Source organism: Glutamicibacter sp. BW77 (assembly GCF_002332285.1).
In the GTDB taxonomy this organism is placed as follows: Bacteria; Actinomycetota; Actinomycetes; order Actinomycetales; family Micrococcaceae; genus Glutamicibacter; species Glutamicibacter bergerei.
The window spans coordinates 77,844-102,633 of sequence record NZ_NRGT01000062.1; the positions used below are offsets into that span (position 1 = coordinate 77,844).

The window sequence follows — 24,790 nt, forward strand, 5'->3', positions numbered from 1 at the left end:
TGTAGTACCTGTTTCGGCTAGAATTGAGAAGATTGATCTTGGAGCTTGAAAAGGGTTTGGGGAAACCATTTTCAAGTATTATCGGAATAGAATTTGTACGGCTTGGGGGAGTCGATGGGATACAACTATACGAATGATGAGCGTCGCGATGCGTGCATTATTGTGTGTGAGCAAATTACGATTTTGGGTGAAGCAGCCGGATTCGTAGAGCCAGTAGTTAGTCTTGCTCGTAAAGTGGCGGAACGGATACTTTGTACCGACTCCAATGGATGTTTGGTTTTGGGCGCATTCGGCAGCGGGCACCGCGAATCCGTCGAATTGCTTGTGGATGCGATGGCCGGCAGCTTACAAATAGTGCGCATGGTGGGCACTGAATTTGGCCAGAATGTTCCCTTCGGTGCGCTCTTGGCTTTGCTTGAGCCCGCCGATGAATCTGTTGATGTCGAAGTTGGTCAACTGGTTAGGTATTTTAAACGCCGGCTAGCTGAACAACAAACTCTGTTTGTACTCGAACAACCTGTGTTGATTGATCAGGGCAGCCTACAAGTAGTGGCCCATTTGGTATCGTGTGGCGCTGCGAGCTTAGTTATAGCCACAGAAACACTAGTGGCTATTCCTCCGGAACTTCGAGTATTGTGCCGTTCGGGAGCAGTTTCATTTTTGGAACAACAACCAGCTTCGCGACAACAACTCTCACGGTTTACCCAGGCTAAATACGGGTGCGTACCATCACCATTGGCAATTGACTATTTGTGGCGTTTGAGCCTAGGAAACGTCGGCTGGTTCGCAGAAATCTTGCGCAGTGCGTTGAGCTGTGGTTCTCTCAAGATCAGGGATCACACTCTTGTCGTGACTGACATACCCTTAGAGCCGCTGACCGAGCTGAGACTACTAGGTACAACACTCGGCGGGATGATTCCCCAAAAAGATCAAGAATCATTCTGGGTACAGATACTTGACAACTCGATCATGGACATCAGCGAGTTTCCTGTGGGGTTGAAAAACACTTTCGGTGCCATCGGATACCTAAACCTCGATTACGAGCAGCCGCAAACTGCTCATGCACGTCTGGCACTCCTCCGGTCTTGCTTGCTTCCAGAGCAGGGGGTCGTGATGGAAGACGTTTTGGGTATAGGCGCGTCGTGGAGCTGGCTGTCTGAAAACGCTGTACTAGATGTTGCGGATCTTGGGAGAATCCACGCTGGAACTGAAGCTTTTCTTGAACTTGATCCGACGCTGAAGGAGGAAGAGGCTCAGATAGATAAAGCCATAAATACTGCCTTGGAATTGCTGGCGCGTGAGCAGTTCTCCCCGCCGTACGCACACCGAACAATGGAAGCTATTATTGAGAATCTCCTGATCAGGGGAGAACTCAGTAAACTCGAGGATGTATTATCTTACGCTGAGGACACTGGTATTTCATGTGTGAAGTCGGCAGTATTGGTGAAACTGGCTAACTTCTTGAACGAAATGCTCAAGGGCAGGGTTCATGAAGCTATTGCAGAATTAGAGGGACTCTATGAGCAGTCCTGTGCGTTAAATTCTGGACCGTATCAAAGTGCAATCCTGTCACTGTATCGAGCAGTGTGCGGCGAACCACTGCGTATTTCAGATGATTGCGGGAAAGATACAGAGCAAGATGGGTTATTTGGCACCACCTGTAAATTAGTGGCGTACATGATCAGTAGTGATGCACGGGTCGAATATCGATTACTGTCTGTCCAACGCATTGCACGTTTCCAAGAAAATAAACTCCTAGCAGAATTCACGAAATTACTCTTACAGTCACGTGCGAACAACGCGTCAGAAACCTCGCTCAAGACTCCTCATACGAATCTTGTGACAGGTTCAACGGGAGACAAAATTGTGCCCCGTAGCGGTTTAGAAGAATCCCTTGAGATATCGGCGCGTCGAATAGCGCAGTTATTTGCGGACTATTCTGTGTGGCTGAACATGGCCGGGTTCACAGCACAAATTGAAACTTCACTGCAAGCGCTCGAAAGTGACGGGGTAGTCGTTGCCCTGCATGCTGTCTCGGAATCGCCAAAGGGCTCGACTCCGTACTTCCAAGGAAGTGAAAACCTTACTCAGCGTGAACGTCAAATAGCAGGCGAGGTCGAGCTAGGACGAAGCAACGTTTTTATCGCGAGTAATTACGGGATCTCGACACGGACTGTTGAAGGGCATCTCTACCAAATATATGGAAAGGTTTCGGTGACTAACCGAAAGGCTTTACGTGCTTTGATCAAAAACAGTCGCCGTGCGGAAATGGGTGACTCAGCGTGAACAAACCGAGATTGATAACAGCTCAAAAGAACACGTGGTATCGACAGCTTAAGGTGATAGTTCAGGAAGAGACCAGTCGGGATGTGCTCATACTTGGCGCGCCTGGCATGGCGAAAAGCAATACTCTCAGTCTTGTTTTGTCGGGATCTGATTATAACCAACCAGTACGCCTGGTGTGTTCTGCGGCTCAACAGGCAGTGCGCTTGTCGATACTTGCCCCGTTCCTGAGCACGCCAGCTACTGAAGACATCCCAGTAATTAAGGCGATGAGGGATGTCGCGAACCACCTAATCTCCGACGGAAAAACAGAACTCATTGTGGTGGAGGACGGGCATTATTTGGACATGACGAGTGCGTACGTGCTCAAAATGCTTTCGCAATCGGGCAAGATCAGGCTTGTAGTTGTTTCTGCTGATTTGAATCCGGCCAGTGGGTTGAATGAAATTCTTCTGTCGGCCACACCAACAGCACTGCTCATGATCGAACCTTATGATTTGCAACAACTACGGTTGATTTTGGACGAGAAGCTTGGCAGACCGATCACCACTGGTTTCCTGCGCGCTGCATTTCGAATAACCGGGGGGATTCCAGAGATCGTAGATGCTTTTCTGGATCAGATCGACGCAACCCAGACACCCCCTCCGCGGGGTTTATGGGCGCCGATTGTTAACCCATTGGCTAACGTCCATACTTACAGGGCCAGATTGGAAGACTTAATATCGCGACTAGACCCGCAACTTGTGGAGCTACACAGATATTTAGCTAATAATCGAAAAATGACTGTTGAGGATGCCAAGGTTCTAGTTCCGCAAGGTATTGCACAGATGATTACTGGTGGATTCCTAAATTTTTCAGAAGGCCGAATTTCTGCGCGAAGCGCTGCTTTAGCCATGTATATAGGGTCGTCTCGAAGGCTACAAAGTGTTGCTGAACAGGAATTCGAACCCGTGCAGGTCGAAGATGACATTCAGGTCAGCGAAAGGATTTTAAGTGGAGGATTCCCGGATTCTACTGAAAGAATACCTTGGCAATCGCTGGGAGGTGCCAGCGGCGATCTGCTTAGGCGAGCAGCACAAGAAATCTGTTTGCCGGTAAATTCGGAGTGCTGTGAGTCTGAAAATCAAACAAAATTCAGCAGCGAAAAATCCTTCGAAGCGATAGCCCAAGCGCTGTCCATGCAAAGCGCATCTCTCGCGCAAGGCAATATAAACGATTGCCAGGTAGCAACAGCTAAATTGCGGGAGCTGGACCAGCAATTCTCTGGTCGGTGGTATCCGCGTTCTTCTAGGCTGATTGTTGATGTGCTGATTACCTTGTATCAAGAAGGTCCGGGACAAGCGCTACAAGCAATGGATATTTTTGCGAACGCCGCACCGGATACCTGGTTTGAAACAAATAGTGGACTTTTTGCGTTATGCGGCGCCTTAGTTAAGAACTATAGTGGTGATTTCCGACAAGCGAGTGCGCTGGCGGAAGAAGCACAAGCAGAATTTTCGCTAAATGACCGCATGGCCCTTATTGAACTAAGCGCAGAGCTGTGCTTGTCGTTGTCAACTGTAAGGCAAGAAGCAGCCGCTGATGTGGACAGGTCCTGGTTTGCGGCTATTCAGCAGGTGCTGGTCGGTGCGGATCCTATTCTCATCCTACTCTGGGTATCAGTCATCTCCATGATTGAAGCGAACTATTCATTAGTGGGTGCCGAATCTTCAGTCCCAGAAATTGGAACCATGTTGCGTGAGAGCCAGCTTCCTGAAAACATAATTTCTCTGGATACCGTTCGTCTTCTTGTATGGATTTCCGATGAGAATAGCCTCAATAGGGTCAACGGTCTTCCCTTGCGGCATAACAGCTCTATGACTACAAGTAGGGAAAACCTGAGGAGCAATACGTCGTCTCTCGGAGAGCTGACTGCAGAAGCCGAGCAGTTCTTTATAAAGGACAGCAGACTACATGCTTATTTGCTGGCGAATCGTGCTCAGAAAATCCTACATAAAGACAGTGATCCAGGAATATCGCGTCGACTCAATGATATAACCGCGCAAATGCATCAAGACTTGGAATCTGCAGCATTAAAAACAGCCATGCGGTATGGTTCCACGGATGAAACCCTCACCGACAGAGAGACAGAGGTCATTTCTTGCGCAAAAGAAGGTCAAAGCAACCGTGAGATTGCAGAGCGTCTTTACCTTTCCACACGGACCGTGGAAGGACACATGTATCGAGCTTTCCGAAAATTGGGAATTACCACTCGCGAGGAACTCGGCAAGATTATTCTCTAGTGCCACGGCAACTGCGTAGCCACGTAAGTAGCTTTACGCGGACGCCTGTAATAAAACGGGTAGTTCACACCCATGCGTTGGGCTGAATCAGCGAATAGAGTAGCCCAGTATTACGTGTTTTTTGTTCTTGGGGAGCAAAGGCATGAGATTTGCTCAACAAATTGGGATTTGTTGAGATAACGACGCGTAGCTTGGGGGAGTTAATGGCGCAGCTAGAAAGCTCATGGTTGCTGGGGAAAACTATGGCGAGTGCAGTATCAGAGTCACGGAGCATCCCATTAAATAGTCCGGCAAAGGTTTGGCGTCGGAGATTTGTCTTAATGCTCGTCGCCTTTGATACCGCGGTAGTGATTAGCACGATTACAGCATTTGCATTCATTCATGCCGGGACAGGTTTGGTCGTGACTCAAATTGGGGTTGCCGCCCTTTGGCTAGCGGTCCTCACCGTTTTACGTACTCGATCGATTGACCAAATAGGGGCGGGAATTACTGAGTACAAGCGTGTCGTGAATGCAGGCTGGCTCTCGATGGGGATTATTGCGGTTGTTGCAGTGGTGCTGGAGATCAACGAGCTAAGGACAGTTCTTCTCGTTGCGGTACCCATTGGAACCATAGGACTCTTGGGTGAACGTTGGATCCTTCGTCGATGGCTAAACGGCAAAGCACGTAGCGGATACCATCTCTCAAATGTCGTGGTCGTTGGTAGCGCAGTGGACGTTGCATATGCCCGCGCACAGCTTCAAAGAAGCGCAGTAACTACCTATAACGTCGTTGGAACCATCATCGATTCCGCTTCAAACACCGACCGTCAAGTGATCGAAAACGACCACTATGGGATGCCGCAGGTGCACGGCATCGAATTTACCGTCGGGCTGGTTACCGAAACCGGTGCAGATGCAGTGATCGTAGCTGGACCTCTTGGTGGCGGAAGCAATTCAGTTCGTGAGCTGAGTTGGAACTTGGAATCGACCGAAACCCAAATCATTTTGGTGTCGTCCCTGACAAATGTTGCAGGACCTCGTATTCGTGTCCGCCCTGTCGACGGACTGCCCATGATGCATGTCGACTTGCCTAGCTTTACCGGAACAACATTCGTGCTCAAGCGAACAATGGATATTATAGGTTCGCTCTTCGCATTATTCTTGTTGACACCGATTCTTTTGCTTCTGTCTGTGCTAGTCAAGCGGGACTCGGCTGGCGCAGTGTTCTTCAATCAAGAACGTGTTGGCCTTCGGGGATCACACTTCAAGATGCTCAAATTCCGTTCCATGGTGGCAAATGCAGAAGAGCTAAAAGACGATCTGCGTGCGGATAACGAAGGCAACGGGGTCTTGTTCAAAATGAAGCACGATCCGCGGGTGACGAAAGTCGGCGAGTGGATGCGTAAACACTCTCTTGATGAACTACCGCAATTCTATAACGTTTTACGAGGTGACATGTCACTGGTCGGACCTCGTCCGCCTCTTCCTGATGAAGTCGCTGCCTACACGGGACACACCGAACGCCGGCTTTACATCAAGCCAGGTCTAACTGGATTGTGGCAGGTTAGCGGACGGTCCGATCTGCCCGAGGAGGAAGCCGTTCGCCTAGATCTCTACTACGTGGAGAACTGGTCAATCTTGGGTGACTTCATGATTATGTGGCGCACTCTCAAAGTCATGCTCAACGGAAAGGGCGCTTACTAGATGGAAACCCATAGCAACCACTCGCAAAATGAACCAACTCGACGTATTGGTTATGCAGTGGGCGCCTTTGATCTGTTCCACATTGGCCATCTCAACCTGATCAAACAAGCCAAATCACAATGTAATGAGCTGATTGTTGGGGTTGTGGGCGATGACTTACTTGAACAACGTAAGGGCAGACGGCCTGCTATTCCTGAAAACGAACGGCTTGAAATCGTCAGAAATTTGGTTCCTGTCGATCATGCAGTTCTTGAAATAACGGAAGACCGTTTGGAGACCTGGGAGCAGCTACAGTACAACGTATTTTTCAAGGGTGATGACTGGAAGGGTACACCTAAGGGGCACGCGCTAGAGGAACAGTTCGCCAAAGTAGGCGTGCAAGTTCACTACTTCCCGTACACCATCCATACCTCGTCAACAATTCTTCGTCAGGCACTCAAAGCCTTGGGCGAAACGACCGAGGCGGTTGGAGCTCAAAAAATATAGTAAAAGATTTGGCTCCGTACGGCGTACGGGGTCAGCCAGAAGGGGCCGGCGGTGATGCTACACCGTGTCGGAGTATGCAGTCCCCAGACACCGCCGGCCCCGTCACCGGGAAGATACGTCTGGGGAAAGAACAATATCACGTGACATTAGCTGGGGGAGTTACTGATGCGTATCGCCATGATGGGAACCCGAGGGGTTCCGGCAACATACGGCGGATTTGAGACCGCAATTGAAGAAGTCGGAGCACGACTTGTTGAACGAGGCCACGAGGTGGTCGTCTACTGCCGAGACACCGGCGCCAAGGTAGAGCGAAAGAGTAACCACCTTGGCATGCAACTGGTCCATTTGCCGGCCGTCAAGACAAAGTCCTTAGAAACATTGAGCCACTCAGGGCTGTCAGCTGTGCATCTAGTTACGCACCGAACCGATGTTGCTTTGGTTTTTAACGCGGCCAATGCCGTGTGGCTGCCGATCTTACGTGCCGCAAGGATTCCAGCGGCAACCCACGTCGACGGGCTGGAATGGAAGCGGGCAAAATGGGGGCCAATTGGCAAACGTTACTATCTAACCTGTGAACGTTTAGCAGTTCGTTGGTCTCATGCACTGATTTCCGATGCTCAAGGGATCGCTGATTATTACCAGTCTAAGTTCGCCAAGGATTCATACCTGATTACCTACGGCGCACCTAATTGCCGGGATGCAGGTAGCGAGCTATTGAAGGAACTTGACCTCGTACCTGGTCAGTATCACTTGGTAGTGGCACGTTTTGAGCCAGAGAACCATGTTCACCTCATCGTAGAAGGCCATCGCCGTTCGGGTAGCAAAATGCCATTGATCGTTGTAGGCTCCAGCCCATATGCCGATACCTACACCGCTGAATTGAAACAACTTGCTGATCCGTCCGTACGTTTCTTGGGCGGTATCTGGGATCAGGATTTGCTCAACCAACTTTATGCCAACTGCTATGTTTACTGGCATGGTCATTCCGTTGGCGGTACCAATCCTTCGTTGCTCCGTGCCTTGGGTGCCGGGGCACCAGTGGCCGGATTTGATGTCTCGTTTAACCGCGAAGTAGCAGGACGAGCCGGCCACTACTTTGCAGATGCAGCAAAAGCTTCCGAGCTGTTCCAAGCTCTAGAAGCTGATCCCGGGATGGTCTTGGAGCTTGAAGCTGCGACGATTACCGAGGCCGAGCGATATGACTGGGAAATCGTTACGGATGGCTATGAACAGCTTTGCCAAGACCTGCTTGCCCAACGCGCAAATCCCCGTGAAATCTCATCGGGGAAGCAAAATAGCAAACTGCCGCTGCGAGCTAACGGCAAAACACCACAAGAGCCGTAGAACAAAAAACTCATTTACACGTACCTACCTAGGTGATTCCGACGGGAATTACGTGGTCGGTATGAGTAGTTCAAGTAATCTTGCTGGGAGAATACTCGTGCTCTTGGCTGGGAAAGCAATTAGAGTAAAAGCATTCGCCACGGCAATCTGTTAGTGCCGCTTCGGGAGGGGAACCGAAAGGCGAATACAACATCATAATGGGGGAGTGGACGACACTTATGGGGAATGTCGAACGCGGTGAATCTGTACCTGGAATCAGATTTCAAAATACACAAACTGGACGGGCCACAAGTGGTTCCCGTCCAAAGCTAGGCTACCTAGGGCAAGTCTCAGAATGCTGGCAGGAACTTTCTCGCGCGCAAAAAGGTGCGTCGAAAAGCGCACCTGCCTATTCGCGCTACGTTAATAGGCGTATCGGAAGATTCTTTGCAGCATGCGCAGTTCCACTCGGAATAAGCCCGAACCAGGTCACTGCCGTCAGCGCTATTTTTACTTTCAGTGGGGTAGCGCTTATCGCGCTGGCACCGATGAGCGTTGCGGTGGGCTTAGTCGTAGCTGTCCTTCTTGCAGTTGGCTACGCTTTGGACTCTTCCGACGGCCAGGTCGCCAGACTTCAAGGATCTGGTTCGTTGGCCGGCGAATGGTTGGATCACTGCGTTGACGCGATCAAAACCATCGCTCTCCCGCTGTCTGTTGCCATAGGTCTATGGCGCCATGGAATTGAACCTCAATGGCTACTGATCGTCCCGTTAGCTGCCTGTGTGATCGGTGGCTCGACCTTCTTCCTAATGATCTTGACCGAGCAGTTCCGCCTGCGACTCGGCGGTCAGGGAGTTTCCAAAGACACCGGAACTAGCGGCAGCCTCTTGCGCGGTTTGCTCGTACTTCCGATGGACTACGGCGTGATGTGTTGGGTCTTCGTCCTTTGGGGTTGGCCACAAATCTTCATCAGCGTCTACGGGCTTATCACAGTTGGCGCCGCTGGCTTCTTATTGCTAGCGATGCGCAAGTGGTACTCGGACATTCGCACCTTGGTTTTCGCGCAGAAGGACGCCTGATCATGAATCAATTACCTGAAAAAGAATCTGGGGCAAGAGATTCGCGCAAGATGTTTACGGCTGTTGTCGTAGTCCTGGTTTTGGGTCTACTTTCGTGGGCTCTCATTGCTTATATGCAGGGGCGTTCGGCCAGCAGCGCGGATCCAAAGGTTGAGCCGGTTGCAAGTGCAGCGCCAACTGACAATCGCGCTGACGACGAGATATCTGAAGAAGCTCGTCTAGTTCGTGAATCAAAAGGTGTCGAGAATTCCTACGGAGTTTCAGAAGCACCACGTGACTCAGAACCGGATCTAGAAGCTGAACAGTTACTAGCTTCTAAGCCACAAGAGTCATTGGAACCGAAAGAAATGGACGTGTCGGTGACAGTCGCCCATGACGTCCGTATCGAAATCGGGGAAGTTCAGGCTGTTAAAGCAAAGGCTAAACTCCCGGGAGAAATTAGCGGTCCCGCCGTGAAAGTACCAGTGAAGATTACGAATCATACAGATAAAGTAATCATTTCTCGCGATGTGATAGCTGACGTGTTTTTTGGTGAAGATCTTCTGCCCGGAACACCACTGATAAGTGCAGAAGACGCTAATTTCCCGATTTCAATTAATCCCGGCGATGAGGCTACTGCCTCGTATGTAGTTGTTGTCCCCGATGGTGTTGGGGAGTCCATCCGAGTCACGGTGAATTACCAGGCCACGGAACCAGTAGCAGTGTTTGATGGAATTCGGCCAACGGCCGCGAGCGAATAGAACTAATGATGAAAACAACTTTCGGCGCCACCACGCAGAGGCGTTCTCGGAGCATCTCACGCTCCGTGCTGGCGATAATTTCTAGCCTGGCCATTGTCTTGACCTTCGGGCTCGCCGGCATAGTACCGGCAGCCGCAGATACAAACCCGCTAGATCCAACAGCCCCGCAAAGCCCACCGACGGTTAGCGCTGACGCTTTGCCTACCGTTCAGATTGACGGCGTGGTTTGGCAACAAGCTATCTACGGTAATACGGTCTATGCAGTGGGTAATTTCACCACCGCTCGCCCGGCAGGGGCCGCACCGGGAACCCAGACAGTGACCCGCAATAATATTTTGGCTTTTGACCTACAGACCGGTGAACTGAAACAACAGTTCAACGCGAACCTGAACGGCCAGGCTAAAGCCATCGCTATTTCACCAGACGGTTCCCGGGTCTACGTTGGCGGCGCGTTTACCACTGTCAACGGCCAGAACCAGCGCTTCGTCGCAGCTCTGAATCCAACAACCGGTGCATTGATACCTTCATGGGATCCGAAAGTTGGTTCGCGGGTCTATGCTCTGGCGGCGACTACGGATCGTGTCTACATGGGCGGTTGGTTTAACAACGTTGGCTCGGTCTCACGTACCAAGCTGGCCGCGGTGACCGCTTCAAACGCAAGCATCCTGCCGTGGAATCCTGTACTCACCGATGGTGGTGATGTGCTCGCCATGGAAATCAAGGACGACGGAAGCAAGATCGTTGTTGGCGGTAACTTCAAAGCTGTTAACGGTTCAACTAACCCCGGCTGGGGTATGGCACTGTTGAGCGCGGATGGTGTCGGAGAGCTACTCCCATTTGCCACGAACGCGCTGATCCGTAACGCCGGTACCCGTGCATCGATGTTGCACTTCGACTCCCGCGATGATGTGTTTTACGGCGTTGGCTATCACTTTGGCGGCGCGGACGGAAACTTTGAAGGAACCTTCGCCACCAATTGGGACACCGGAGAAACTAAGTGGATTGAAGACTGCCATGGTGATACCTACGGCGTTTATGCCGGGGCTGAAGCGGTCTATACCGCAAGCCATGCGCACTATTGTGGCAACATCGACGGCTTCCCGCAGACCAATCCGTGGACCTTTAACCACGCTCTAGCATTTGGTCTAGATCCTACGGGCACTATTACTCGTGACCCACACGGGTACTTCAACTTCGCTGGTAATCCTCACCCGTCAATGCTGGCGTGGCATCCAAAGTTCGATGTAGGCACTTTTACCGGTCAATCACAGGCCCCGTGGGCGGTCACCGGCAATGATGAATATGTGGTCATGGGTGGAGAATTCCCCCGAGTCAACGGAAGTGCGCAACAAGGCTTGGTTCGCTTTGCCGTCAAGGATAAAGCACCGAATAAGCGCGGCCCGGCCCTGCAGGGCAGTGCGCTAAATCCAACCCTGGATTCTATTGCGTCAGGAGCCGTACGTGTTTCCTGGCCGGTCACCTGGGACATGGACAATGAGAACCTCACCTATGAGGTTTACCGCGACGGCAACCTGACAACACCGGTCTACTCAGTGACCCATGCCTCTAGATTCTGGAAGCTCGGCTCACTGTCTTATCTGGATGTTGGGCTTGAACCGGGAAGCTCGCACAACTACCGAGTGTTCGTCAAAGATGGAATGGGCAACATCGCTCGCTCCGAATCGGTCAGTATCACCGTGTCTTCTGAAGGTTCAGTGAGTGACTATGCACTTGGCGTCTGGGGCGATGGAGCCAGCAACTATTGGCGTATGGGCCAAACCAGTGGCCGGACCGTGCCCAACTGGGCCGGAGCTGACGACCTGCAGCTAGCCACCGGAACCAGCAATGGAATTGCCGGAGCAATCACTGGTGATGTCGATACGGCCACCGGATTCAATGGTGGAACCTCCGGCTACGGTAGTTCCACCACTGCAATTCCTGCACCAAATACCTTCACCGCGGAAGTCTGGATCAAAACGGGTACTAACCGTGGCGGCAAGATTGTAGGGTTCGGTCGCTCCAACACTGGAAACTCCTCGTCCTATGACCGCCATATTTACATGGCCAATAATGGACAGATCTACTTCGGTGCGTACCCGGGTGAAGCCCGGACCGTCAATACCACCGGTTCTTACAACGATGATCAGTGGCATCACGTGGTGGCCAGCATGGGCACTGACGGAATGAAACTGTACGTAGATGGTCAGCTCCAAGCAGAGCGAACCGACACCACCACCGGTGAATCCTTTACCGGATACTGGCGAGTCGGTGGAGACAACACCAGCGGCTGGCCGGCCTCACCATCTAGCAGCTACCTCAGCGGAAGCATCGATGAAGTAGCGATCTACGAGAACGTGCTCAGTGCCCAACAGGTACAGGCACACTACCGTATCGCCGGTTACCCACCAGCTGGCTTCAGCATCCCAGCCGATGCCTATGGCAAGCGCGTCTACGAGGATGCAGCCGAAGTCTTCTGGCGGATGAACGAAACTACGGGGGCAACCGCAATTGACCGTACCGGTAACTGGAACGACGGTATCTACCGTGGCGAATTTAACCGCGGTGCTAACGGCGCACTAGTAGGACTCAGCGATCCAGCAATTCAGCTCGGAAATAGCGGGTATATTACGGCTACGGCCAAGGCACCGGCACCAGCAACCTACTCCAGCGAAGTCTGGTTCAAGAACAACAGCAGTGAAGGCGGACGCCTGATTGGCTTCGGCTCAGCTGCTGAGGGTACCTCCAGCACCTATGACCGGCATGCATACCTGCAAGCAGATGGCAAGGTGAGCTTCGGCGTATGGGACAACGAACAGGTGAAACTCACCAGTCCTGGAAGCTACAACGACGGGCAATGGCACCATATGGTTGCCACCCAATCCGGTGAGGGCATGAGCCTTTACCTAGATGGTGTACTCGTTGCCTCCAACGACAAGTCGACAGCCTCATCCTATGAAGGCCATTGGCGGGTAGGCACCGACTCGGTCTGGGATAACGGGGGCTCATTCACCGGGGAGATCGATGAAGCTGCGGTCTATTCCACAGCGCTCTCGGCTCAAACGGTGCAGGCACACTACACCCTGGGATCGGGTAAAACCCCTAACCAGTTGCCGGTGGCTGACTTCGAATCCAGCGTTGCCAAGCTGGAGGTGAACGTTGATGCCAGCGCCTCCAGTGATGCGGACGGAACCATTTCCGCCTACAACTGGGACTTTGGTGATGGCAATACCCCTGTGAACGGTACCGAGCCTACGGCTTCGCATATTTACGCGGAATCCGGAAGCTACACCGTAACCCTGAGCATCACCGATGACCGGGGAGCCAAATCCGTGATGTCTAAAGAAGTGCAGGTAGTAGCAAACCAGTTACCTACCGCCGGCTTCGGCTACATCGCTGATCACCTTAATCTCGAATTTGACGGTAGTGATTCCCAAGATCCTGACGGGGACATCCTGTCCTACGCTTGGAACTTTGGGGATGGGAGCACACCAGTTGAAGGTACCGAAACAAGTGCAGCTCACCAATATGCTGCATCCGGTACCTATACGGTCACCCTGAGCGTTACCGACAATGATGGGGCTGTTTCAGAACATCAAGAAGAACTGACCGTGGTGGCTAATCAGCCACCGCGGGCAAGCTTCACCACCAACGCTCATGGACTAGCGCTGCAGGTTGACGCCAGTGGATCGAATGATCCAGATGGTGACATTGTTAGTTACCGCTGGGACTTTGGCGATGGCAGTCAAGTAGTGGAAGGCACCCAGGCAACGTCAACGCATGAGTACGCCGAAGCAGGAACCTACGAGGTGACTCTCACCATCGGTGATGATGATGGGGACAGTGCGCTGAGTACTTCTGAAATTACTGTTCAGGAGCTGCCACCAAATGAGGCACCAACGGCAGCATTCACCGCAGCAGTTGAATTCCTTAATGTGCAATTCGATGCCTCACCTTCGCAAGATACCGATGGCACAATCGAAAGTTACCAGTGGGACTTTGGCGACGGCACCCCAGCAGTTACGGGTACCGAGGCCATAGCCACGCATGAGTACGCGCAGGCAGGAAACTACACTGTTAGCCTGACCGTGATAGATAATCTCGGCGCCAGCGCAACCACCACGCAAGAACTGGAAGTCAACGGAAATCAGCCACCGGTTGCAAGCTTCACCGCGGCGACCAATGACTTGAAAGTTGAGGTTGATGCATCACAATCAGCTGACCCAGAAGATGGATCGCTGACCTATAGCTGGGACTTCGGTGACGGTAGCGAAACTGTGGAAGGCAGCGAGAGTTCTGCAAGCCACGTGTATGCGCTCGCCGGTGAGTACACCATCAAGTTGACGGTGACTGATCCTGCCGGACACACTAGCGAAGCAACGACGACAGTCAACGTCATTCATATTCCTGAGAACGTGGCACCCGAAGCGGCATTTAGCTTCGAAGCTGACGAACTCAAGATTGAAGTTGATGCTTCTGCATCAACTGACACCGATGGACAGGTTGTTGACTACAGCTGGACCTTCGGAGATGGAAGTGCCCCAGTAAGTGGCAATAACCCAACGGCTGAGCACACGTACGCTGAGGCTGGAACCTACACGGTCAAGCTCACGGTAACGGATGACGCTGGTGGGATCGGTGAAATGTCGGTTGCCGTAACCGTACAGGAAACCGCGCCAAACCAAGCGCCGGTCGCGCAATTCACCAGCACAGGTACGGGGCAGCAGATCGAGTTTGATGCTTCTGCCTCCACCGATACTGATGGAAACATTGTCAGCTATGAATGGGACTTTGGAGACGGTACTTCACATGCCAGTACCCAGAACCCGGCGATCACCCATGAATATGCGGAGCCGGGGGACTATACAGTCACCCTTGTAGTCACCGATGATCAGGACGCGACCGGACAAGCCGTGGCCACGATCACCGTACAAACGGATGCTGTCAACCAGCCGCCAGCTGCACAATTCAATGGCGAAGCTCAGGGGCTTACGCTGAGCGTTGACGCTAGCGGATCAACTGACTCTGATGGCACGATCGCGAATTACTCCTGGGACTTTGGAGACCAAAGCGAGCTGGTAACTAGTGCTGGAGCAACCGCTGAGCATGAATATGCACAGGCCGGCAGCTACACCGTGACCCTAACCGTCACCGATAACCTGGGTGCCACCGCGGTGATCAGTCAGGTCATAGATGTTGAAACCGCGCCACAGAACGCCGAACCGGTGGCTGTATTTGAGGTTGAGGCTGATGGGTTGTCGGTTTCGGTTGATGGGTCTGGTTCGAGTGATCCGGATGGGACTATTCAGTCTTATGCGTGGGACTTTGGTGATGGTTCTGCGGTGGCTGAGGGTGTTTCAGTGAGTCACTCGTATGCGCAGTCGGGGACTTATACGATTTCGTTGACGGTGACTGATGACGCTGGGGCGACTTCGGTTGTTACTCGACAGGTAGCGGTTCAGGAGCCTGGCGCTGGTGGAGTATTGGCTGTTGATGAGTTTGAGCGGTCTGTTGGTTCTGGTTGGGGTACTGCTGATGTTGGTGGTGCTTGGAGCATGAATTCGTATTCGTCTTCGCGTACTTCGGTTAGTGACGGGGTTGGTAAGTTCAGTGTTCCTGCTGGGCGTACGGTGCGTGCGGATTTGAATTCTGTGGCTAGTACGCAGAGTACGACGAAGGTTCAGATTTCGATTGATCGGCCTCAGGACGCTGGCGGTATGTTTGGTACCGTGATTGGCCGTTCGGTTGGTTCAGTTGGTGATTACCAGTTGAAGTATTATAAGTCGCTCAGTGGTGGGATGCAGTTGTTCCTTCAGCGGGTGCAGGGTTCGGAGACGACTCTTGCGGTGGTGACTTTGGGTTCAATTGGTTTTGTTCCGGGGGATGTCCTGAATTTGAAGTTGGATGTTTCGGGGACTGCCCCGACGGTGTTGGCTGCTAAGGCTTGGAAGGAAGGTAGTGCTGAGCCTTCGGGGTGGCAGGTAACGGCGACTGATAGTTTCGCTGGGATGCAGGTTCCTGGTGGGGTTGGGGTCTCTAATTACATGTCGGGTTCGATGGGTAATGGTCCGATGGGGATCCAGTACCACAGCCTGAACGTGCACCAACAGCAATGACAAATCACCACAGCCGGGAGGCTAAATGAGCACGAAGCCAGCGGACCGCATCGGTTGGATTGATGCGGCCCGCGGGCTTTCAGTGCTGGCCATTGTACTTTTTCACGTGGTTATTTGGGTGTATCTACCAGGTGCCGGCCAGCATTCAAACCCAATCCAGAAGCTCTGGGAGCGCCAAGGTGAGATTCTCGGTAGTATCAGAATTCCGTTGCTCTTGCTGTTATCAGGCATGCTGGTCTCGAAAAAAATAAGGAATGGATCAGGAGACCCGAAGTTACGGTATTCGATAGCGACCAACTATTATTTTTATGCGCTGTGGCTGTTGGTATATTTTCTGATCTTCATCGTGATTCAAATCCAGGTTCCGCACGCTTTTCATAGCGTCGGTCAACTTGTTCGTCAGTTGTTTATTCCGGACACCACACTTTGGTATATTTTTGCATTGGTCGTTTACACCGTGGTGTTAGGCTTGCTACGTACTGTGCCAGTTGCGGTAGTTTTGCCTGTATCTGTCCTGGGGTCAATAGCCGTTGTTGTCTCGCCGTTGGATGGGCTTTGGACCAAGATCCCAGAGAATATGATGTTCTTTGTCCTCGGAGTCTACGGTTCACGCCTCTTATTTAGCGCTGCTTCATGGGTGCGTTGGTGGCATCCGGTGCTACTGTGCGTCACCGCCGTTTGTGCCCTGTATACGGCGGGTCGAGTGCCGTGGGAAATCCTTGCAGTGAGTTTGCGGCTAGTCTTCAAGGTCGCCAGTGCAGCATTAGGCCTATGGGTTGTCATTTTTATCTGTCGCTCCCGAGCTATCAGCAAACCGCTGAGCGCCTTGGGCCGTAGAACTCTGCCAATATACGTTTTGCATGCCCCGATGCTGTACCTATGGCTTTGGGCCTCTGAAACTCTGTGGACTGATGCTTATCTGAGCAGCACAGGCAGTACGGCGTGGAACGTACTCTTCCCTGTTAGTCTGACCACTGCGGTGGTAGCAGCGAGCCTGCTTCTCTTCACGGTATTTACGAAGTGTGGACTCAACTTCCTTTTCGAAGCTCCGTTTCGACCCGGTACTAAGAATCACCGCGCGTAATTGATCTAGGCATCGATGCCCCCTGAGCGGTCACAAGCGGGAGGTCCGACCACAAGCAAAACTAGAACATTGCTAAAGACCAGCGTGTGGCGAGGATCCTATGCGGGCTAATCGGACATTGTGCTTTCTGAATGAACTTTAGAACGACGACGTTGCAGATCCTTGCGGACGTAGAACATATTGGGCACAATCTGGCACAATAGCACTGAAATACAGGATCCAAGGACTGTACCGGTAGGTCCGTAGAACCCAATTAGATATATGGAAAGACCTAGATTGAGGGGAACCATGCAGAAAATCGGGAGCACTTGAAAACGCAGTCCCTCAAAATCGGTCATGTACATGCCTACCGGGTATTTGGTTGCCTGAAACGTCGTGAACAAGACGAAGGCCAACAATAATCCGCTGGTTAGTTGTATCTTTCCATCAGACATGAAGTGAGCGAGCCACGGCGCGATTACAGCTAACGCCGCTGAGATGATCAATCCAAACGCGAAAAACAGTCCCGTAATCTTAAACGGTGAGCGAATTTCTCCGTCTGCGCGCGCTTTGGAGAAATGCGGCCAGAGAACCATTCCGCCTGCATTGATAACCTGAATAGCCATGCCAAAAAGCTGGGCCGCAAGATTGTACTGTGCCACGTCTTGTGGACCACGCAAGTGGCTTAGCAAGATTCTGTCCGTTTGCATGGCTACGGGTAACGCGATCATTTGCAAAAGCATCGGCCATGCGAGCCCCATCGTTGGAATGCTGGGGTACTTGCGCAAGCGTGGAACACGCCGGAAGTACTCCCAAATCATCCCACCGGTACTACCGGAGACCATGAACAAACAAATCACCGAAACCAAAACCATGGCCAGGTAGGAAAAGAAGGCCAGATACGGGGCTGCAGGCAGAGCTAACAAGACGCAGAGGGCAATTGCACCAAGCATGAATGGTGCAACAACTGCCTGGCTCATCGTTTGGCTAGTGGTTCGCTTAAGGCCAATGAGCAATCGCTGTCCAATACTCAGAGGCAAAGAAAGGCCAAAGATCACGGCACACAAGGTCGCTGCGAGTTCTCCTTGCCAACCCAATACCGCCCCACCCAGAAGCAGCTTCCAACCGCCGGTAAGCAACAGCAGGACACCTAGTGCCGCGATCAAAGCGCCAGATACACAGAGGATACGGAGTGCCGAGACCACCGAAGCGGTCACGTTATCATCCTTGCGCGGATCCTTTGAAGCCGAGATGGCGTTAATGACTACGGCGCCGACGCCTAAATCAGCAAATGGTAAGAGAGCCGGTAGCGTAGCCAACAATCCGTACTGGGCGTATGCATCGACGCCGAAGTTTTGGATGATAATCCGACCGGTGATGACGGCAAGAAGCCCGCCCAAGCCCATCACGAGAAGCTTGGCTAGAGCAGTATTGCCCATAATTCGCCACATGTGTCAGGCCCCTTGATGCATCCAGATATCGGCCGCTAGGCGTCCATCGATTGACGGTAGGTCGATGGTTGCCGGTGTCCAGCTTTGTGCTTCCCGGAGCGCAATAATCAATGCCGTGGGTAGCTCCGTATCGATGCTTTCATGGGGTACCACCAAATGGTCATGGCATTTCAGCCATGGAGCAAGCCCCGTTTCGTCGCTGGAAATTATTCGGCAGCCGTGGGCCAAACCCTCCACGATTGGAAGTCCAACTTGTTCACGCCACCGAGGGGTACGGCGCGAAGGAAGTACCAGTGCATGTGCCCGGCGAAGTTGCTGGTGTATGGTCCGCCTTGGAGGATCGTAGAAGACGGATACCCGAGGATCCTTTTCCGCAAGTTCGCGTACTTCTGGAGCCAAGGTGCCCTTACCAATAATGGTTAGCTTGGCATCGGGAATTTGTGCGGCCACTAGTGGCCAGGCATTCAAAATGGCATCGACGCCCTTACGCACGCTGAAATCCCCAATGAAAATTATTCTTGGTTCTCCATTTACGGGTTCCGTTGGGCATACGCAGGAAGCTGGCAACGCCTCGATGAGGGTCTGCTGGGTAGTAACTGCGAATGGCATTAGCTCGTGATAAAGCTTTTTGGAACCACTAGTACCAAAGCACAACCTGTCCAACGAACGCGACAGACGTTTAGCCAACGAGAAGTCCAAACGGGCACGGAGCTTAGAACGTATGCGTGGAGCGGGCCGAGTAAATGGATCTAAGTTCTCCAGCGCGTAGCTCACTACTTGTACTTGGGAACTCTTGCGCCATGTTGAAGCCGAAACTGCCAAAAGACTACCGAACAGACCTTCGCGCATTAAAGGCTCATTAACTTCGAGAACCGACACCTTAGAACGAAACAATAACAACGCTGTTAGCCAGGGATTGAAGCGGAACACAGGTAATTGTGCTGACAGTCTTGGATCGAAATCGTAGCGGTGCTGCTGATAAAGATAGACGGCTGGCGCGAAGTGTTCGGCCCGCTCCAAGTGGGCAGTTCGCAGTGTCTGATAAATTTTGACGCGACCGTTGCAGTGATTAATCGCCTCAGTGGCCAACCGCAATTCCTGCCATACCATTACGCGACCTCGTCTCGTGGAGACAAAGACACCTTGCGAATGGCTTTTTGGTCGCGAGCGTACTCGTGGTAGGCGTAACCAAAGGATCCTACCGTGTGGCCTAATCCGCGGTACAAGAGCTTCGCGCTGGAGGCTTCTCTGGTGATATTTCGACTCAGCCGACCTCTAATTGCGCCAAGTGCGCCGACACCAATTCGGGCGATTCCACCGAAGAGATACTTTGTTCGAGTCAGAATTGTTCCTGGCGATGTTGAAAGCATCAAAGCCACCAGGGCTTCAGAATTCCCAACGCGTACCTGACGAAGCCTGACCCACTGACGAGTTGCTCTATCAGCCGGCACTGGATCCATAGATTTGGATTCATTGCACCAGCGAATGATCCCACCCTTTTGGACTAGCTGCTTGGTGAAGAGAGAATCTTCGCCGCCAATCTGACCCAGTGATTGACTGAAACGTAGCCGATGAAGACGGACAAATTCCATGTCTAGTAATAGATTATTGCTTGCTGCTGCAGGAATGATTGTGCCGGTGGGGCGCTCTGGTCGGTTGAAGAAACCGCCGGCGATAATCCATTGGTCTACATCATCTGGCAGCACGGAAATCACATGCCCAAGTGCTGCCTCACAACCGCTTCGCTCCCACAGAGCTAGTAGAAGCTCCAGCCACTGTGGCTCAGGTATGATGTCATCATCCACAAAAATGAGTATGCGAGCTTGCCCGGCTTCTTCGATAGCCCTGTTACGCGCTGCGGAGATGCCTGGAAGAGGCTCATGATGATACGAAACCCGGCTTTCATCTAGGAGCACGATATCTTCAGCCTCGGCTTTTGCTGCGTTATCAACTACCTGAATGGTGGTTTGGAAACGCCGGCTGTTGTAGTCCGGTGCCGAATCGATCTGAGCCAAAAGTGCTTTGACGGTTAGCCGAAGCTGTTCCGGACGGTGAAATGTGAGCACTGCAATAGTTACCTGAATTGGATTTTGCTGTCGGTGCGAGGGTGAGTTGGCGGTCATGCTGAAGTCTTTCGCGCGCGTTTGCTTTTGTTTCCCAAGCCGTGAAGATAGGCGGTCTGATGGCGCTCTCCAGCGGCATCCCACGAACGAGCAGAGAGATCTGGCGGTGAAGCTGGTGGGTTGTTCCGTATTGCTGATAACGCGGTGCTGATGTGCGTGTCGGTTAGCTCACCTTGGAATAAATGGATCCATCCCAGACCGACTTCTTCAGACAGCTCACGATTGATTTGATTATCTGGAATAAGTACCGGTCGGTTCAGTGATAAGGCTGCGAACGTTCCGCCAGAATTATGCATCAGATGATAAGGCAAAATCACCAATTCTGATTCAGCGATCCTGCGCGCAAAGTCTTCCTCGGATTGAAATTCTAAAAATAGCCTTACTCGCGCATCGCGCCCGGCCGCATAGCGGATTTCTTCCTCAAGATCCCTCGAAGTCGGACGTCCACTAATGCTCAAAGTCAACTGACTATCTGCTAAGTCAACAAACGCCGAGAGCAAGGTTTCAATGCCCTTATAGCGGCGGACCAATCCAGCAAAAGCGAGGCGCCCTGGAATAGTTTCGGGCAGTGAATATTTGCTAAACCACTGAATGTAGTGTCCGTGGGGGATAAGTTGTACCGCGGCATGTGGCGGAATGGGCGTATGGGCATTGAGACGAACTCGCACCGAAGTTTGCGCATCTATGAGATCTAGAAGTCGTCTTTGCGTCCAGCTTAGCCCCGTAGGACGCTCAAGATTGTGGACGGTGCGCACAATTGGAACTCTGGTAATTCGTAAGCGCAACAGAAAGGCAAGAGTTAACAGTTGACGTGCGACTGATTTAATTTTGTTGCTGCCGGTACCTAAGTTTTCTGGCCAATGCGTGTGATAAACATCGAATTTACCAGTAAACGCTGTTTTCCACGTAAAGTTGAGCACTTCAACCTGCGGCAGAGCACGCAGACTTTCGGCCAGCATAATCAGATACGGATTTGTAGTCGCACGATTGGGCGGAAAGCCCTGCAATACGATCATGATTCCCCCCAAAGAATCGATCACTAGTAATGTACTTTACGATAGCGCAAATATCGTTAGGCTACCGAACATGACTGAAATTGTTTCTGCTGAATGCGTGATTGTGATCGTCAATTACGGTTCTCATTCCCTGATTGAACGTAATTTTTCCGGATTGGATACGAAAAGCAGCACAGTGAAAATTGTCGTCGTCGATAATTTTAGTTCTGCTACAGAACGCCAAAATATCCGGAATCTGTGCGGTCAACAGCATTGGACACTCGTCGAAAGCGATAATAACTTGGGCTTTGGTGGGGGTGTGAATCTAGGAGTTGAACATGCCAAAAACTTTATGCCAGAGACAGTCGTGTTGATTAACCCGGATGCCATTATCGGAGCCAAAGCCTTGTCGTCCATGTGTGACCTTGTCCGGGCAGAAGGAATGACGCTCGTATGTCCGCGCATTGAAGATACGGCGGGCAAAGTATTCTTTGCAGGCGCATTGCTAGACATGGAAACGGGACAGACCCTCGGTGCAAGCTCAGCTCGGCGCAGACCAGAGGGAGAATATCGTCAATGGTTCACCGGCGCTTGCCTAGCATTTAGCCAAAATTTATGGGATCGCATCGGTGGTTTTGACGATGACTATTTCTTGTACTGGGAAGACGTGGATTTCTCGTTTCGGGCAGAACAGATCGGAGCGCAACTTCACTTTGCCTCGGATATCAGAGTTATCCATGATGAAGGTGGTACACAACAGGCTGAATCAACACGGGCAAAGTCAGAGTTGTATTACTACTACAACATCCGCAACAGAATGTTGTTTGCGCGCAAGTGGCTGTCAGCGAGCAAGCGTCGAGGCTGGTTCTTTCGATCAATTCCGGCTGCTTGGGAAGTGATCATGCGTGGCGGTAGGCGTCAGCTCTTGCATTCTTTGGCCCCCTGGAGAGCGCTGACTCGTGGACTACTAGATGGATGGCGAGATTCGCGAGGAATGCGAAAGTTTTAGCCTAACGAACGTTGGCAAGAATTCTTGTGTATTGAGCGACGTACTGCAGTACACGCTGGTGACCAACGCGGGGGAGCCCGTGTCCATCTGGGATACGCCCCGGTTCTAAGAACGAAGTCCGGAACCGGCGTGGATCCCTTAGTGCAGGTACTGAAGATAGCCCACGGAATGAATGGAGCACCTGGGGAAGCCGCTCTCCCCATTGGTCTGAGGTCAGTTGGCCCTGCTCTCGCGCGCTTTGAGCGGACGTGGCGGCCTGCACCAGGCTGTAGATGCGCTCTCGGGATTGTGGCCAGCGTGCTGCCAAAAGCGCACTTTGTTCTGGACCCATGGTTAGGATCAGATCACTCGTGCGGATCAAGCGATCTTTTAAAAGTAGGGAACGGTGATCGTTCGAGCCGAGCTCACCGAGCTGTTTGTTCGCTAGCGAGCACATCTGTTGGCCCTCGATAGCTTCAATGCCGGCGCTGAGAACGTGAACTTCACCTTCTATTGGGAATGCGGATCGCAGAATCGCAGCAGCTAATGGAGAACGGCAGACATTGGCATGGCAAACAATTATGATTTGAGTCACTGACTCTCCACCTTCTGGATAGGTAAGTTACGAGCCGAATGAAATTCGATTGTGCTTAATAGCCCACACTGCTCACAGATCAGGGTAGCATCTGCTATAGACATCTGAACTGGGGGAGGACGATGTTATGGAACTGCCAGAATATTTGATGGCGCTCAAACGCCACTGGCTTTTGATTGTAATAGTTGCGGTCCTTGGGGGAGGAATCGGTTTTGGTGTCGGGAAAATGACACCACCAACCTATAGTGCGACTTCTAGTGTTTTCGTTTCTGCGAGCTCGGGTGAAAGCACTAGCGAACTGGTTCAGGGAAGCAACTTTACCCAGAACCTGATGCAGTCCTATGCTCAATTAGCTACCATGCCGTTGGTTTTGGAACCAGTGATGGATGAATTGAACTTGACCGGTTCGGTTGCGAGTTTGCGTAACCGCGTTTCGGTGAACACTCCACTCAACACGGTTCTCATCAATATTCGTGCTTCAGCGGGAAGTCCGAAGCAAGCTGCGGATCTTGCTAATGCGGTGGCAGCAGAACTTGCGGTTCAGGCTAAAGCGCTAGCTCCGAAGCAAGCCTCAGGACTGCCTGCGATTGAAATGAAACCAGTGGGGGTTGCAGTAATCCCAAAATTCCAGAGCGCACCGAATACTAAATTGCTTACTGCGACTGGTCTGGCTGGCGGACTGTTCGTTGGCGTACTGTACGCGCTGCTACGTTCTGTTATTGATACTAGGGTACGCAGCGAGCGTGATCTGACTCGTTTGAGTGAGAAGCCGATCCTGGGACTCGTACCTAAACGAGACCCACGCAGTACTGGAATCTCTATGCGCAGAACACCGCATGATTTAGTTTCCGAATCTTATCGGCGGCTGGCGGCCAACCTGCAATTCGTCAGTCCAGATAATCCGGTGACTTCAGTTGTAGTTACCTCGGCACTTCCAGCTGAAGGCAAGAGCAGCCTGGCCATGAATCTGGCCATTGCACTGTCCGAAAATCGTAAGAAGGTTCTTGTCATTGATGCTGACTTACGTAGGCCAACGGTTGCAACCGTCTGCGGCATTGATGGGCAGTATGGCTTAACCACTGTCTTGAGTGGAAAAGCGGAACTTTCGGAAGCGATTGTTTCGTGGGGTCCAATTAGCGTTTTGCCAGCCGGGCGTATGGCGCCGAACCCGGCTGAGCTCCTTAGCAGTAACGCGATGGGCGATATCATCCAAGAAAGCTCCGTGCGTTTCGACTATGTAATCGTCGATGCGGCACCCTTATTACCTGTATCTGACACTCTGGCGTTGGTTCGACATGTCTCCAGCGCACTTTTGGTTGCCCGTGCCGGGAAAACTAAAGCCAAGCACCTGCGTAATGCAATGGAAAGCTTAGAAGGTGTCAAAGCAACGCTGTGCGGGATCGTGCTAAACGGGGTCAAAGTGAACATCAAGGCCGAACGGTATAGCTATGCTGCAAGAATTCCGGACCGCAAAAGCTCGAAAATTGGATTCACAAAGCGCTCGCGCGATACTTCACAGAACCTCGAAATAGATGAACAGTCACCGGCTCACCAATAGTCCGTTATTCCGGCAAAAACGGTGGG

Annotated in this window: 16 protein-coding genes; 11 read left to right on the forward strand and 5 right to left on the reverse strand. The window is 52.0% G+C overall.

Annotation, left to right across the window (positions count from 1 at the left end; all coding sequences use genetic code 11):
* Positions 1–114 precede the first annotated feature (114 nt).
* The 9 genes from CIK74_RS10510 to CIK74_RS10550 all read left to right on the forward strand — a co-directional run bounded on the left by CIK74_RS10510 (position 115) and on the right by CIK74_RS10550 (position 17,075).
* Positions 115–2,286 (forward strand): helix-turn-helix transcriptional regulator, encoded by a 2,172-nt coding sequence (locus tag CIK74_RS10510; RefSeq protein ID WP_096256159.1) that lies wholly within the window; start codon positions 115–117, stop codon positions 2,284–2,286.
* On the forward strand, positions 2,283–4,565 hold the full coding sequence (locus CIK74_RS10515; protein ID WP_240520524.1) for a helix-turn-helix transcriptional regulator: 2,283 nt from the start codon (positions 2,283–2,285) through the stop codon (positions 4,563–4,565). Before CIK74_RS10510 ends, CIK74_RS10515 begins: the two co-directional genes overlap by 4 nt.
* 320 nt (positions 4,566–4,885) lie before the next feature.
* On the forward strand, positions 4,886–6,250 hold the full coding sequence (locus CIK74_RS10520) for a sugar transferase (RefSeq protein ID WP_205738274.1): 1,365 nt from the start codon (positions 4,886–4,888) through the stop codon (positions 6,248–6,250).
* The gene (locus CIK74_RS10525; protein ID WP_096256161.1) at positions 6,251–6,736 is read left to right on the forward strand and encodes an adenylyltransferase/cytidyltransferase family protein; all 486 of its coding nucleotides are present in this window, start codon (positions 6,251–6,253) and stop codon (positions 6,734–6,736) included.
* A gap of 165 nt (positions 6,737–6,901) precedes the next feature.
* Positions 6,902–8,080 (forward strand): DUF1972 domain-containing protein, encoded by a 1,179-nt coding sequence (locus tag CIK74_RS10530; RefSeq protein WP_096256162.1) that lies wholly within the window; start codon positions 6,902–6,904, stop codon positions 8,078–8,080.
* 218 nt (positions 8,081–8,298) lie between these two features.
* Positions 8,299–9,138, forward strand: a complete 840-nt coding sequence (locus CIK74_RS10535) for a CDP-alcohol phosphatidyltransferase family protein (RefSeq protein WP_096256163.1) — start codon at positions 8,299–8,301, stop codon at positions 9,136–9,138.
* Positions 9,139–9,140: 2 nt separating this feature from the next.
* Positions 9,141–9,878 carry a hypothetical protein gene (locus tag CIK74_RS10540; RefSeq protein WP_096256164.1) on the forward strand — a complete coding sequence of 246 codons (738 nt, stop codon included), beginning with the start codon at positions 9,141–9,143 and terminating at the stop codon, positions 9,876–9,878.
* A 5-nt stretch (positions 9,879–9,883) separates the two neighbouring features.
* Positions 9,884–15,991, forward strand: coding sequence for a PKD domain-containing protein (locus CIK74_RS10545; protein WP_096256165.1), 6,108 nt, complete (start codon positions 9,884–9,886; stop codon positions 15,989–15,991).
* A 25-nt stretch (positions 15,992–16,016) separates the two neighbouring features.
* Positions 16,017–17,075 (forward strand): acyltransferase, encoded by a 1,059-nt coding sequence (locus tag CIK74_RS10550; RefSeq protein WP_096256166.1) that lies wholly within the window; start codon positions 16,017–16,019, stop codon positions 17,073–17,075.
* A 107-nt stretch (positions 17,076–17,182) separates the two neighbouring features.
* Here the strand turns inward: CIK74_RS10550 and CIK74_RS10555 are convergent, their stop codons facing one another.
* The 4 genes from CIK74_RS10555 to CIK74_RS10570 form a co-directional block, all read right to left on the reverse strand.
* On the reverse strand, positions 17,183–18,505 hold the full coding sequence (locus CIK74_RS10555) for an oligosaccharide flippase family protein (RefSeq protein WP_096256167.1): 1,323 nt from the start codon (positions 18,503–18,505) through the stop codon (positions 17,183–17,185).
* A gap of 3 nt (positions 18,506–18,508) precedes the next feature.
* Positions 18,509–19,354, reverse strand: a complete 846-nt coding sequence (locus CIK74_RS10560; protein WP_170947842.1) for a glycosyltransferase — start codon at positions 19,352–19,354, stop codon at positions 18,509–18,511.
* Positions 19,355–19,614: 260 nt separating this feature from the next.
* Complete coding sequence (locus CIK74_RS10565; RefSeq protein WP_096256169.1) at positions 19,615–20,628, reverse strand: glycosyltransferase family 2 protein; 1,014 nt, start codon at positions 20,626–20,628, stop codon at positions 19,615–19,617.
* Positions 20,625–21,644, reverse strand: coding sequence for a glycosyl transferase (locus CIK74_RS10570; protein WP_096256170.1), 1,020 nt, complete (start codon positions 21,642–21,644; stop codon positions 20,625–20,627). The genes CIK74_RS10565 and CIK74_RS10570 overlap by 4 nt, the downstream gene beginning before the upstream one ends.
* Positions 21,645–21,714: 70 nt before the next feature.
* Here CIK74_RS10570 and CIK74_RS10575 point away from each other — a divergent pair, with 70 nt between their 5' ends.
* Positions 21,715–22,632, forward strand: a complete 918-nt coding sequence (locus CIK74_RS10575; RefSeq protein ID WP_170947843.1) for a glycosyltransferase family 2 protein — start codon at positions 21,715–21,717, stop codon at positions 22,630–22,632.
* Between the two features lies 1 nt (position 22,633).
* On the opposite strand, the gene CIK74_RS10580 is transcribed toward CIK74_RS10575, so the two are convergent.
* Positions 22,634–23,206: a hypothetical protein gene (locus CIK74_RS10580; RefSeq protein WP_096256172.1), complete on the reverse strand. Its 573-nt coding sequence runs from the start codon at positions 23,204–23,206 to the stop codon at positions 22,634–22,636.
* A gap of 127 nt (positions 23,207–23,333) precedes the next feature.
* Between CIK74_RS10580 and CIK74_RS10585 the strand changes: the two genes are divergently transcribed.
* Positions 23,334–24,764 carry a polysaccharide biosynthesis tyrosine autokinase gene (locus CIK74_RS10585; RefSeq protein ID WP_096256173.1) on the forward strand — a complete coding sequence of 477 codons (1,431 nt, stop codon included), beginning with the start codon at positions 23,334–23,336 and terminating at the stop codon, positions 24,762–24,764.
* Positions 24,765–24,790 lie beyond the last annotated feature (26 nt).